Source organism: Pseudophaeobacter sp. EL27 (genome assembly GCF_900313025.1).
GTDB lineage: Bacteria > Pseudomonadota > Alphaproteobacteria > Rhodobacterales > Rhodobacteraceae > Pseudophaeobacter.
In genome coordinates this window covers 93,776-106,797 of the sequence record NZ_OMPQ01000014.1, presented here as the reverse complement: position 1 = coordinate 106,797, position 13,022 = coordinate 93,776, and the positions used below count along the sequence as shown (strand labels likewise).

Sequence of the window (13,022 nt, the reverse complement as noted above, 5' to 3'; positions counted from 1 at the left end):
AACGGGTTTGAATTGAGAAGACAGGAGTGCCGGGCGGGATCGCGCTGGATCAATCTGACTGGGCCACCAATCTGGGCTGCGCATTACCTGACAAAAATAATAAGATTAATCAAGCCCTGATTTTTGATAGCTATTGCCCCCCTTCGGCCGTGATTTCAGCGGTCGAAACAGGCCGGATACAAGAAAACAGCCTCCCTTTATCCAAGAGAGGCTGCTTCTAATTCTTGTCAAAACGACTTGCCAGTTGGCCAGCGGCGCAAAAGGGTCAGCCGTGATCCTTCATCAGGCGGCTTTTCTGGCGCGACCAATCACGCTTGGCCTCTGTCTCGCGCTTGTCATGTGCCTTCTTACCCTTGGCGATGCCGATCTTCAGCTTGGCGCGTCCCTTGTGATTGAAATACATCACGATAGGCACCAGGGTCATCCCCTTGCGCTGTGTCGCATTCCACATGTCCGACAGCTGCTTGCGCGAGACCAGCAGCTTGCGACGGCGACGCTCCTCGTGTTTGAACATCTTAGCCTGCGAATAGGGCGGCACATAGGAGTTCACCAGCCACAGCTCGCCATCTTCTACGGCGGCGTAGCTTTCGGCGATATTGGTGCCACCTTCCCGCAGAGCCTTCACTTCGGAGCCTTCAAGCATGATGCCGCATTCCACGTCATCATCAATGGCGTAGTCATACCGCGCACGGCGGTTTTCGGCGATCACTTTGTAGTTCGGGTCTGATTTCGTCTGGGCCATAGCTGGCAGATGTAAGCGCCTGCGCAGGCGGGCGCAAGATGACTCTATCGTCTGGAGCTGCGGATCAGGGTGAAGAAACCACTTGCGACGATCACCGCACTGCCCAACAGTGTCCAACTGTCGGGTCGTTCGCCAAAGACCAGAATGCCCAGCGCCATGGCAAAGACCAGCCGCGTATAGCGAAACGGCGCCACAACCGAGATTTCTCCATGTCGCATCGCTCCGGTCAGCGCGTTATAGGCGACGACCCCGATGCCGGTGGTGAGGCCCAGGTACAGCCAGGCCCGCCAGCTGGGCCAGATGGCGCCCCCGGTCCAGGCCAGCGCTATGGCACCGGCAATCACCAACATGGCAAAGCCAAATAGCCCCAGTTGCAGGTTGGTCATGGATTTGGGCGCCGCTCGTGTGGCCAGGTCCCGTCCCGCAAAGCCCAGCGTGCCGATCACCGCAAACAGGGAATAGATCTCAAAACCACTGGCTCCAGGGCGCAGAATCATCAGCACCCCGATAAATCCAAACCCTATCGCCAGCCAACGCCGCCAGCCCACCTTTTCGCCAAAAAACACCACAGCACCGCCGGCTACCACCAGCGGTGTTGCCTGCAAAATCGCCGAAGCCGAGGACAGCGGCGTCAGCGCAATCGCCAGGGTAAAACAGAGCCGCCCGGTGACCTCAGCCAGAGAGCGCAACACCAAGGGGCGCGTGCAAAACCCCGGGTGCCACAGGGGCTGACCTTTCGCACGCGCCATCGCCGCAAAGATCACCATCCCCCCCAGCCCAAAGAGGATAAGGATCTGCCCAACCGGCAGCTCCTGCGCCACCCCTTTGATGAACATGTCTTCCAAAGCAAAAGCCGCCATGGCCAGAACCATCAGAAAACTGCCGCGCAGTGTCTCCATGCTCTTATCCCTCACTGTCAATTCCAGACGCCACTCGCTAGCCTCAGGCGGGTGCTGCAAGTCCAACGTGACGTGGATAGTGGTGCATGTTCAAAAACACTGCCCCCCGGGCGCCACCACGATAGCCATGAGGCTGGTCCGCTTTGAACCGAACCCCCTCACCCGTCGCAAGCGCCAGCCAATGGCCTTCGCGCAAAACCTCCATCTCGCCTTCGAGCACAAAGACCTCTTCGACCATCCCACTCTCATGCGGCTGCGAAACATGAGTCTGACCCGGTGTCAGGCTGATCCGAAAGGTCTCCCCCCCAAGATCCGGATCAAAGGGAAAGACGATCTTTACCGCGATGCTGCCGGGAAACTGCACCGTTTTGAATTCCGCGCCCGGATCCGGCCGTGCCGCTTCCGCCTCGCCAATCAGCGCCGACAGGGGCAGATGAAACCCTTTGGCAATCTTCCAAAGCGTGGCAATGGTCGGGCTGGATTCGCCACGCTCAATCTGCCCCAGCATCGCCTTGCTCACCCCAGTGAGGTCCGCAGCCTTGGACAGGCTGATCCCAGCCCTATTACGGATTTCCCGCAGGTTTGCACCGATTACATCCTCGGTCATGGCATTTGCTCCAAAGAGCCTAAAGCAGGCGATTCAAAAAAGGGGCTTGTGCGTTATAACGCACAAGGGCAGTATGGGCGTTATAACGCACGCAACCCTAGCGCAGCTCTGCGAGAAGGAAAACCCAAATGCTCACTCAGTTGAAACTCTCGCATCTGGCGGCAGGCGCCATTGCGGTACTGGTTGGCTACACCAGTTCGGTTGCGATCATTTTCCAAGCGATCGAAGCTGTGGGGGCCACCCAGGCCCAGGCCAACAGCTGGCTGGTGGCACTGGGGCTTGGCATGGGGCTCACCACTCTTGGCCTGTCCTTATGGTTTCGCATGCCAATCCTCACCGCTTGGTCGACGCCCGGCGCCGCATTGCTGGCAGTGGGGCTAAAGGATGTCTCCCTAGAACAGGCCGTCGGCGCCTTTATGTTCTGTGGCTTGCTGCTCACGCTGACGGGGCTGACAGGCTGGTTCGAACGCCTGGCGCGGCTGATCACGGACAGCCTTGCCAATGCGCTTCTGGCGGGGATTCTGTTCAAATTTGGCCTCTCCGCCTTTACCGCCCTTGGTGATGACACCGCTCTGGTGGCGGTGATGGGCCTCACCTTTCTGGCCGGACGGCTGTGGTTTGCCCGCTACACTATTCTGGGGGTGCTGCTGATTGGCGGGATTTGGGCAGGCCTTGCGGGCAGTTTTGGGGATTTCAGCCAATTGAATACCAGCCTGACCCTACCCGAGGCCGTCCTGCCCAGCTTTAACCTGCCGGTGCTGATCGGTGTGGGGTTGCCGCTTTACGTGGTGACCATGTGCTCGCAGAACATGCCCGGGACCGTCACCCTGCGCGCTGCGGGTTACACTCCACCCGTCTCGGCCAGCATGACCGTGACCGGTGCGGCCACGCTGATCCTTGCCCCCTTTGGTGGCTTTGCCTTCAACTTGGCCGCCATCACCGCCGCCATCTGTGCGGGTCCCGAGGCCGATGACGATCCCAAAACCCGCTATCTGGCCAGCGCCGCTGCCGGAGTGTTTTACTGCTTGGTCGGTCTGGGTGGCGCCACGGTCATCAGCCTGTTTCTGATCGCACCATCGGCGCTCATCGCTGCTGTTGCCGGGCTGGCGCTGCTGTCCACCATCGGCAACAGCCTGTCTCAGGCCCTGCGAGAGGAAACAGGACGCGAAGCGGCATTGATCACCTTTATGACCGCCGTTTCCGGTATCAGCTTTTTCGGCATTGGGGCCGCCTTTTGGGCCTTGGTCTTTGGGTTGCTGGTGAATCACCTCTTCGCAAAGCCCCGCGCGTAAGTCGCGCGCCCCTCCTCCTCGGGCAACTTATGGCCCCTCTCTTAGCGGCCCAGCCCCTGAATCTCCGCCTCAAGACCCCACTCTTGAGATCAAAAGAACCAAAACCCACCTCCGGATATTGCGTTTGTTGCGCAAATGATGTGTCTGAGGGCAAAGACAAGGGAAACAGCTCAGATGCCAATGTACCGATCCAGAACTTCCACCCATGGCCGCAATATGGCGGGCGCCCGCGGATTGTGGCGCGCCACCGGCATGCAGGACGATGATTTCGGCAAGCCGATCATCGCCATCGTCAACTCCTTTACCCAGTTTGTGCCCGGCCACGTGCACCTCAAGGACCTGGGTCAGATGGTCGCCCGCGAGGTTGAAGCTGCCGGTGGTGTCGCCAAAGAGTTCAACACCATCGCGGTAGATGACGGTATCGCCATGGGTCATGACGGTATGCTCTACTCGCTGCCGTCGCGTGAAGTGATCGCCGACTCGGTTGAGTATATGGTCAATGCCCATTGCGCCGATGCCATGGTCTGCATTTCCAACTGTGACAAGATCACGCCGGGGATGATGATGGCCGCCATGCGCCTGAACATTCCGGTGATCTTTGTCTCTGGCGGCCCGATGGAGGCCGGCAAGGTCGATCTCGAGGGGCTCGACGTCAAGAAGGTCGATCTGGTCGACGCCATGGTTGCCGCCGCCAGCGAAACCATGACCGATGAGCAGGTCCAACATATCGAGGAAAACGCCTGCCCGACCTGCGGCTCTTGTTCTGGCATGTTCACCGCCAACTCGATGAACTGCCTGGCCGAGGCCCTGGGCCTGGCTCTGCCCGGCAATGGCTCGACCCTGGCCACGCATGCCGACCGCAAGCATCTGTTCCTTGAGGCTGGTCGCAAGATCGTTGAGATCACCAAGCGCCATTATGAGGGCGAAGAGAAGGGCCTGCTGCCGCGTGAGATCGCCAACTTTCAGGCCTTCGAGAACGCCATGAGCCTGGACATCGCCATGGGCGGGTCGACCAATACTGTACTGCACCTTCTGGCAATTGCCCATGAGGGCGAAGTCAGCTTCACCATGGATGACATCGACCGGTTGAGCCGCCAGGTGCCCTGCCTGTGCAAGGTCGCGCCCAATATCGAAAACGTTCATATGGAAGACGTCCATCGCGCTGGTGGCATCTTCTCGATCCTGGGGGAGCTGTCCCGTGCCGGGTTGCTGCATGATGAGTGTTCCACCGTGCATTCGACCTCGATGGGCGAGGCCATTGGCAAATGGGACATCAAGGTCGCCAATAATCCAGAGGCCGAGCAGCTGTTCAAGGCGGCACCGGGCGGCGTGCGCACCACCCAGGCCTTCTCCACCGAGAACCGCTTCAAAGAGGTGGATGTCGACCGCGAAGGCGGCGTGATTCGATCCAAAGAACACGCCTTTAGCCAGGACGGTGGTCTGGCGGTGCTGTTTGGCAATATCGCGCTGGACGGCTGTATCGTAAAAACCGCCGGCGTGGATGCCTCGATCCTGAAGTTCACCGGCTCCGCCTATGTCTGCGAAAGCCAGGATCAGGCGGTGAGTGATATTCTCACCGGCAAGGTCAAGGCTGGTGATGTGGTGGTGATCCGCTACGAGGGCCCACGCGGCGGACCGGGAATGCAGGAAATGCTCTACCCGACCTCCTATCTGAAATCCAAAGGTCTGGGCAAAGACTGCGCCCTGCTGACCGACGGGCGTTTCTCCGGCGGCACCTCGGGTCTGTCGATTGGCCATGCCTCACCAGAGGCTGCCGAGGGTGGCACTATTGGCCTGGTTGAGATGGGCGATAAGATCGAGATCGACATCCCCAACCGCAGCATCCATCTGGCGGTCTCGGATGAGGTTCTGGCAACCCGTCGCACCGCTCAGGACGCCGCAGGCTGGAAGCCCGCCAAGCCCCGCAAACGCAAAGTCTCCAAGGCGCTGAAGGCCTATGGGATGCTGGCCACCTCCGCCGCCAAAGGCGCGGTACGTGAGCTGCCTTACGACTACGACGGCTGATCCATCTAGACTTGTCTGACCAAGTGACCCTCTGCATTCCGCATGCAGAGGGTTTTTTGTGGCCAAACAACGCCCTGCAGTTCCCCCCCAAGCGCTCCCGCCCCCTCTAGCTGCCTTCTGCCTTTCGGCAAAAGCCAACCAGAGGCCTTGGGCATGGCGCCGGGCAAAGCCCGGCGCGGGTTGCGCTGCCAATCTAGCCTAGCCATCGAAACACTTGGAGCAGGGCAGATGAGACACTCCACTCTGCTGAGAAGCAGATCTGGGGCAGGTCTGCCGCCAACGCGTCCTCTGGATTTTCGACACAAAATCCCGCCTCAAGGGTAGCCCGCGCCAAGGCGCGGCGGCTTTGCCGCCCTAGATCCAAGAACAGGGCGCAAGCCGTAAAGCTGGGGGTTGTATTGACCACGCCAGCGCCGCGCGTCAGCGCGGCGCCACCCCCAACGGGGGAGGAACAATCTGTAGATTGTTCCGAGACGGGCGGGAGCCCACCCCTGCTCCGGCTATACCAAGGCTATTCGCCGAGTTTGGCGTGCACCTCGTCGAGATCAATCTCTCCAATCGGCATCTTGTTGGAGGGGTCCTCAAAGTCGTATTTGAACAGCTCAAAATCGCGTTTGTAGATCTCGTAGATCAGATGCATCGATAGGTCGTCAAAATAGTCCTCAACCGGATGCGCCCGTTTGGGGCCATGACCTTCGCTCTCATTGAAGCGCGGGATCGCGCCCAGGTCGACCGCATGAGGTGTCTCGATGGCCTCCAGCACCTCCTGCATGCCGCTGTTGAAATCCTCGGTCCAGAAGATCTTGTTGTAGCGGCCACCATTCCAGATGAAGGTCGAGACATGGCCCGACATGGCTGACCAGTGGATATCCGGATCCATCGGGCGGCGGAAGCGAATGCTGTCGCGGACAAAGAGCAGGAATCGGCGGAAACTCTGGATCTGGTCGAACTCCTGCTTGCCGTCCTCGCCGCCGACTTCGATGCCATATTCATAGATCAGTTTGGGCACCAGATTGCCGCGATAGCGTTTGCCATTGCGCTGAATGCCGCAGATCTTGTCAAAAAACGAACTGAGCACCCGGGTATAGGGATTGCGCACACAGGTGAAAGCATAGGTCCGCTGGCCGCGGACATTGCGGGTGATCGGCCCCTGGCTGTGATCCAGCGCCCATTTGTGCAGCCCCTTCTGCGCATCATGGATATCGCCCTCAAAAAATTCGCCGTGATCCGAATAGTGCAGGATCTGGCCAATGGTCGAGCAGGCGCATTTTGGCACCACACGATAAATGACGCTCTCGCTCTCGGTCATCCAGGTGCCCGGAAATCCCATGTCAGCCTTCCTCCAGTCGTGCCGCTTTTGCGGTACAATCCACATCTCAGCATAAAATTCAAATAATCTGGTTTATTCAATGGGCTTGCGCCTTTATCAAGGGGACAATCAGGCAGAAACAGGGTGTATCGTCTCCAAAATGGCAAAAATTGCGTATATACTGCTCTGCCACAAGGATCCCGAAGCGATCATTCAGCAGGCTGAGCAGCTGACTGCAGTCGGCGACTACATGTCCATCCACTTTGACCGCCGTGCCAATCCAGAGGATTACGCCAGCATTCAAAGGGCACTGGCAGACAACCCAAACGTCTGCTTTGCCAAAAAGCGTATCAAATGTGGCTGGGGCGAATGGTCTCTGGTGCAGGCCACCCTACACGCGCTGAGCAGCGCCATCGAAGCCTTCCCACGCGCCACCCATTTCTACATGCTTTCGGGCGATTGCATGGCGGTCAAAACCGCCGAATATGCCCATGACTTTCTGGACCGCCACGACTGCGATTTTGTCGAAAGCTTTGACTTCTTCGAGAGTGACTGGATCAAGACCGGCATGAAGGAAGAGCGGCTGACCTATCGCCATTTCTTTAATGAACGCAACAACAAAGCGCTATTCTATGGCAGCGTGAACCTGCAAAAGAAGCTTGGGCTAAAGCGGGAAATCCCCAGCGATATCCAGGTACAGATCGGCAGCCAATGGTGGTGTCTGCGCCGCCGCACCGTGGAATCCATCTTTGATTTGCTGACACAACGCAAAGACATCATCCGCTTTTTCCAGACCACCTGGATCCCGGATGAAACCTTTTTCCAGACCCTGGTGCGCCATCTGGTTCCCGGATCCGAAATCGACAGCCGCACCTTGACCTTTTTGATGTTCACCGACTACGGCATGCCAGTGAACTTCTACAACGATCACTATGATCTCCTGCTCAGTCAGGACTTTCTCTTTGCCCGCAAAATCAGCCCTGACGCCAAGGAGTTGAAACTGCGTCTGGGGCGTCTTTACGCCGCCCAGGGCGTGAGCTTCCAAATCTCCAATGAGGGCCGCAGCCTCTACAAATTCCTGATAAAGCGTGGCCGCATCGGCCGCCGCTTTGCCACCCGATTCTGGGAAAAAGAAAGCTCGCTGGGACGTGAGCGCGAGCTGATGATCGTGGTTTGCAAGAAGTGGCATGTGGCCAAGCGCCTGATCGACCAGCTACGTAAAAGCACCAATATCCCGGCTATTGAATATCTGTTCCACGAGGAAGGCACGCCGCTGCCCGATCTTGGTGGCATCCAGGCCTCTTTGAGCAAACGCACCCGGCACCGGCGGGCACTGATGCGGATGTTGTTTGAGTATTATGACACGGATCGGCTGGTCATTTGTATGGATCCTTCGGCGCTGGAACTGATGAATGACTTCAATTCGGACCGGTCAACCACCCGCACTTTGCAGATCGAATGCGAGTTCACCGATGACTATCTGATTGGCCATGCGCATCGGGTCGGGCTGGCAGGGGAGCGCACCCCCCAGCAGACACTGGAGCGGCTGCTGCCAACTATCCGCAACGACATTATCTATGAAGCAGACCGCATTCGCGATTCAGGCTATTCAAACTACACGATCATTCGCGAATCCGACAGCGCTGAGGAAAACGCCGACCGGCTCATGCAGTTCTTCAGCCTGCCGTTTGAATCCGCCAAAGAGCTGGCCGAGACGCCACATCTCTTTGCCGATTAGAAACACCTCTTGTAGGCCCGCCTTTTGACAGGCCGCAAAAGGGTTAGCCCCTTAGGTTGGCAAACCAGCGCCGCAGTCGCCCGCGCCGTTCAGAAATGGCATCTCCTGCTGCATAGAACCCGTCTTCGACCTCTTCCAGCACCGGATCAATCCGATTGCGGCGGAACCGGCGCCAACGCACGTAGATCGCCCAAAACAGCGCCGCCAACAGGGTCAGGAAGACAATATTGAACCAGTTGACTGGCTTGTCCTCAGGGCCGGAACCTGGCGTGATCGAGATCGCATTGGGGAAGGTGGACAAAAACACACTGCGCCAGCCGTAGTGCAGGACCACAACCCATTCCGGATCATCCTTGGTCGAGACAGCATCGTTTGCCTCGGTATAGAGATTGGCAGTGTCGAACTTGAAATAGGGCGGCCAGTGCCAGCCAGTGTCCTCGTTGCGGTAAACGATGGCATCCCCATTGGCGCGGAAGGATTGAATGAACTGAACATCCCGGGTCACGGCGGCCTGTGATTGGCTATCCGGAGTAGACCAGAAGATCCGCTTCCAATTGTCCAGCTCCTGGCGTTCCTCATAGGTGCTGACAATCCGCACCACATCGTATTGCGGCAGGGTATAATGCAGGAAGGCTGCAAAGGCAGACCAGACCGTGATCAAAAATCCCCATTTGATATAGGCCATGACAAATGCCCCTCAGCTAAAGTTTACCATATAAATGACCAGCGCAATTGCGCCCAGCGGCAGGAAATAGACCAAGAGGATCAACCGACGCCGCAGGGAATGATCGTATTGTTTCAGCCCCCGCTGGATGAAGGTCCGCCGGTCTCCGGTCAACCCCTTCTCTGCCCAGCGCCGTTTCAACTTGGCACGTCGCCGCTCACGCGAATAAAGCGACAGGGCGCCATAGACCAGGGTCAGCCCCACCAGAAGCAACAATGACAAGCGAAGAAAGGCGAACATCTCGGCCTCCTAGTTTGCAGTATCAAGGCCCGCGCGTCCAAGGGAGCGCAACAAAAACCTCGGCAAGCTCGGGGTCATTCAGCGGGTTTTGTGATCAACCCCCAGATCACCAGAACCACGTAGCTGAGGCAGAGCACCACCAGAGTTGACCAAGCGTAGGTCAGAACGGCCGCTCCGGCAAAAGCACAGGCCACCAGAAAATACTTCACGTTCTCGCGCGAAATGCGGACCATTTTAGGCGACCAGGTTGGAATGCGGCTGATCATCAGCAATCCGATGACAACCATGTGCAAACAGATCAACAGCTTGGGAAAGCCAGTGCCTGCGTCAAAGGCAAAGGAGATGAACATCGGCAGCATCGCCAAGAGCGCGCCGGCCGGCGAAGGAATGCCAACAAAGTAGCCGCTGGGCACCTCACTCACCTCATCGGATTTGGCGGCCACGTTGAACCTGGCCAGTCGCACCACACAGCAGACAGAAAACACCAGCACGGAGATCCAGCCGGCATTGCTCATGTCCTGAAGCGCCCAGAAATAGATCACCAGAGGCGCGGCCACACCAAAGTTGAGGAAATCTGCCAGCGAATCCAGCTCGGCCCCCATCTTGCTGTCACTGCCCAGGGCCCGTGCCAGACGCCCGTCCAACCCATCCAGGATGGCCGCCGCAAGGATCAGCTGCACCGCCAGCACGTAATTGCCCTGCACCCCAAAGCGAATAGCCGAAAGCCCGGCACAGATTGCGCCTACCGTCATGATATTTGGCAAGAGTTGGATCAGCGCAAATTCGGTCAGTCTTTTGTCGTGGGGTTCATCCATGGCGCGGCGTGGTCACTTGTATGAGACAGATTTCATCTGTTGGAAACAGATCCCCACCCGCTGTCAAAATCGAATCTGCTTCTGAAGTGCAGGCTTCTTGAACAGCAAGGTGAGACCGCTCACTCATAAGAGATTTCACCTTGAAAGCAAGAGGAAGCCATCCCAGAGAGCAAGAACAGCCCCCCAAAACTGTAGAATTTCTCCCCCCACTGCCCCAAGGAACCAGATTTTACACGCATGTTTTAAACCACAACTCTGGCCGTATCACGTGACAGCACCGCGCCTTGGGCGCGGTGCCATGCCCAACGGGAGCGATGCCGACAGGGATCAAATCCGGGCGGGAGCGCTGCGCTCAGTTCAGAGCGCAGCGCCTGGCCAGTTAGCCAACTACGTTGAACTCAGGCCCATAGGGGTATTTGGTGATATTCTCGTTGTCATCTTCATGGATGATCAGGATGTCATGCTCACGGTAGCCACCGGCGCCAGGCTGGCCGTCGGCGATTGTCAGCATCGGCTCCATCGAAATCACCATGCCGGGTTCCAGCACCGTGTCGATATCTTCACGCAGTTCCAGACCAGCTTCGCGACCATAATAATGCGACAGCACACCAAATGAGTGACCATAGCCAAAGGTGCGATATTGCAGCAGGTCCTGCTCTTCAAAGAAGGCGTTGATCTGATGGGTGATTTCGGCACAGCTGGCGCCCGGCTTCAGCAGGGAAATTCCCAGCTCATGCGCCGCCACATTGGCTTCCCAGATGCGCAGGCTCTCGGCATCCACTTCGCCCACAAACATGGTGCGTTCCAGCGCGGTGTAATAGCCGGAAATCATCGGAAAGGTGTTCAAGCTGAGGATATCGCCGCGCTGCAACTGACGTGATGTCACCGGGTTATGAGCGCCATCGGTATTGATGCCGGACTGGAACCAGACCCAGCTGTCACGATACTCTGCATCCGGGAACCGCTTGGCAATCTCCAGCTCCATCGCGTCACGACCAGCCATGGCCACATCTATCTCGCGCGCGCCTTCCTTGACGGCATCGCGAATGGCAAAACCACCCACGTCAGCAACGGCGGCACCAGCGCGGATCATATCCAGTTCCGCCGCGGATTTGCCCATGCGTTGCACCATAGTGGGCTCGTACAGATCCACCAGCTTGGAGGGGCTCAGGAAGCCTTCGAGTTTTGCCTTTTGCAGCAGGGTCAGGTGGTCGCTTTCAAACCCAACAACAACACCCTCACCCGAGACCGATTTGATCGCACGCCAAAAATTGTCGCGCTGCCAGTCGGTATAGGTGATGTTGTCACAGAACGACCGCCGCCAGGGCTGGCCAGCATCGATCCCGGCAGAGATCGTCACGGCCTCGTCGGCGGTGACCACCAGGCCATAAGGGCGCCCAAAGGCGCAATAGGTAAAGCCGGAGTAATAGGAGATATTGTGCATCGAGGTGAAGACAGCGGCGCTCACCCCGTTGTCGATCATGATTTTGCGCAGGCCCGCAATGCGCGCCTCATATTCAGACACTGCAAATTGCAGCGGCGCTTTTTCACCATTGTGAAAACGATACATATCAGGACGTGAAGTCATATCAGACCCTTCCTTCTTACAAGAAAGGTCCCGGCGTTCAGGACGGTTTTTGAGATTAAAGGACAGCATGTATTCCATGCGGCGACGCCATCGCCTGGCCCTGAGCGGGAACATGGCTGTGAATCTCGATTGAGGCAAGCGAATTTTTTCGCCACCTCAATCAACGGCATTCTGATTAGCGGATCTCACACCGCGTGAGGCCTCAGGCGCTAGCTGACAAGCAGTCGCACCAGGTCGCTTTCGGGGTCCGCCAGGGGCTCCACCACATTGAAATGATGTTTGCCAAAAGCAATCACATGATCCGCATGCCAGGCATCAGCCAGCCACTGCGCCTGATCGAGGAAAGCCGGGCGCTCTTCGGCCCCCACCCAGACAGTAACATCGGCAGTGTAGCGATCCTGCATCTCCACCGGACTTTCATCCTTGGCGCTGTCACAATCCATCTGGAACTTGTCGTTCATCGAGGTGCGCAGCAGCGGCAGGAGATCAGACAGAGGTGAAATGGGGACCACCATCTTCAGGCGCGCGCCAACCGCCTCCGGAAGCACCTCAGGATCCAGCATCCGGGCCACCAGATGCCCCCCCGCCGAGTGCCCCGCCAGCGAGATCGGCACCTGCGGCACCTCCTCTGCAATCCGGAGCAGGGCTTTGGCAACCTGCTGGGTGATATCCGCGATCCGCACCTCTGGGCAGAGATCATAGGAGGGCATGGCGACCGCCCAACCATGGGCCAAGGCCCCAACCGCAAGATGCGACCAGGAGCTTTTGTCAAAGGCCATCCAATAACCGCCATGAACAAAGATCAGCACACCCTTTGGGGCTGTTTCAGGCATAAAGAGGTCAAAGCGCTGCCTCTCGCCCTTGCCATAGGGGATATCCAGGCGCGCCCTTTCATGCAGGCTGTTGCGGAAGTCCTCAGCCGAGGCCGCCCAGCGCGGCGGAAAATCCTCAGCGCCCGCAATATGAGCCCCATTTGCATAGGCGTCGTCCAATTCCATGAGTTTGCTCCCCTAATTGTGCATCAAGTGACTATCTGGCCCGAC

General features: G+C 57.9%; 12 protein-coding genes. 3 read left to right on the top strand and 9 right to left on the bottom strand.

Going from position 1 to position 13,022, the window contains the following annotated elements; translation table 11 throughout:
• Positions 1-265 precede the first annotated feature (265 nt).
• The 3 genes from smpB to ED661_RS17905 are packed head-to-tail and all read right to left on the bottom strand — an operon-like array spanning position 266 to position 2,248.
• Positions 266-742: an SsrA-binding protein SmpB gene (smpB, locus tag ED661_RS17915; protein WP_122075664.1), complete on the bottom strand. Its 477-nt coding sequence runs from the start codon at positions 740-742 to the stop codon at positions 266-268.
• 44 nt (positions 743-786) lie between these two features.
• The gene (locus ED661_RS17910; RefSeq protein ID WP_122075662.1) at positions 787-1,641 is read right to left on the bottom strand and encodes a DMT family transporter; all 855 of its coding nucleotides are present in this window, start codon (positions 1,639-1,641) and stop codon (positions 787-789) included.
• 43 nt (positions 1,642-1,684) lie between these two features.
• On the bottom strand, positions 1,685-2,248 hold the full coding sequence (locus tag ED661_RS17905) for a helix-turn-helix transcriptional regulator (RefSeq protein WP_122075660.1): 564 nt from the start codon (positions 2,246-2,248) through the stop codon (positions 1,685-1,687).
• Positions 2,249-2,376: 128 nt separating this feature from the next.
• Here ED661_RS17905 and ED661_RS17900 point away from each other — a divergent pair, with 128 nt between their 5' ends.
• Both ED661_RS17900 and ilvD read left to right on the top strand, forming a co-directional pair.
• On the top strand, positions 2,377-3,540 hold the full coding sequence (locus ED661_RS17900) for a benzoate/H(+) symporter BenE family transporter (protein WP_122075658.1): 1,164 nt from the start codon (positions 2,377-2,379) through the stop codon (positions 3,538-3,540).
• Positions 3,541-3,714: 174 nt separating this feature from the next.
• Entirely contained in the window at positions 3,715-5,565 is a 1,851-nt protein-coding gene (gene ilvD, locus ED661_RS17895; RefSeq protein ID WP_122075656.1) for a dihydroxy-acid dehydratase, read from the top strand.
• Positions 5,566-6,076: 511 nt separating this feature from the next.
• On the opposite strand, the gene ED661_RS17890 is transcribed toward ilvD, so the two are convergent.
• Positions 6,077-6,895: a sulfotransferase family protein gene (locus tag ED661_RS17890; protein ID WP_122075654.1), complete on the bottom strand. Its 819-nt coding sequence runs from the start codon at positions 6,893-6,895 to the stop codon at positions 6,077-6,079.
• Between the two features lie 139 nt (positions 6,896-7,034).
• Here ED661_RS17890 and ED661_RS17885 point away from each other — a divergent pair, with 139 nt between their 5' ends.
• Positions 7,035-8,612 (top strand): DUF5928 domain-containing protein, encoded by a 1,578-nt coding sequence (locus ED661_RS17885; RefSeq protein ID WP_122075903.1) that lies wholly within the window; start codon positions 7,035-7,037, stop codon positions 8,610-8,612.
• A gap of 43 nt (positions 8,613-8,655) precedes the next feature.
• On the opposite strand, the gene ED661_RS17880 is transcribed toward ED661_RS17885, so the two are convergent.
• The 5 genes from ED661_RS17880 to ED661_RS17860 form a co-directional block, all read right to left on the bottom strand.
• On the bottom strand, positions 8,656-9,297 hold the full coding sequence (locus ED661_RS17880) for a DUF1523 family protein (RefSeq protein ID WP_122075652.1): 642 nt from the start codon (positions 9,295-9,297) through the stop codon (positions 8,656-8,658).
• Between the two features lie 12 nt (positions 9,298-9,309).
• Positions 9,310-9,576, bottom strand: a complete 267-nt coding sequence (locus ED661_RS17875) for a hypothetical protein (RefSeq protein WP_122075650.1) — start codon at positions 9,574-9,576, stop codon at positions 9,310-9,312.
• A gap of 74 nt (positions 9,577-9,650) precedes the next feature.
• Complete coding sequence (gene pssA, locus ED661_RS17870; RefSeq protein WP_122075648.1) at positions 9,651-10,391, bottom strand: CDP-diacylglycerol--serine O-phosphatidyltransferase; 741 nt, start codon at positions 10,389-10,391, stop codon at positions 9,651-9,653.
• A 379-nt stretch (positions 10,392-10,770) separates the two neighbouring features.
• The gene (locus tag ED661_RS17865; protein ID WP_122075901.1) at positions 10,771-11,979 is read right to left on the bottom strand and encodes an aminopeptidase P family protein; all 1,209 of its coding nucleotides are present in this window, start codon (positions 11,977-11,979) and stop codon (positions 10,771-10,773) included.
• 209 nt (positions 11,980-12,188) lie between these two features.
• Positions 12,189-12,977 (bottom strand): alpha/beta hydrolase, encoded by a 789-nt coding sequence (locus tag ED661_RS17860; RefSeq protein WP_122075646.1) that lies wholly within the window; start codon positions 12,975-12,977, stop codon positions 12,189-12,191.
• Positions 12,978-13,022: the final 45 nt, after the last annotated feature.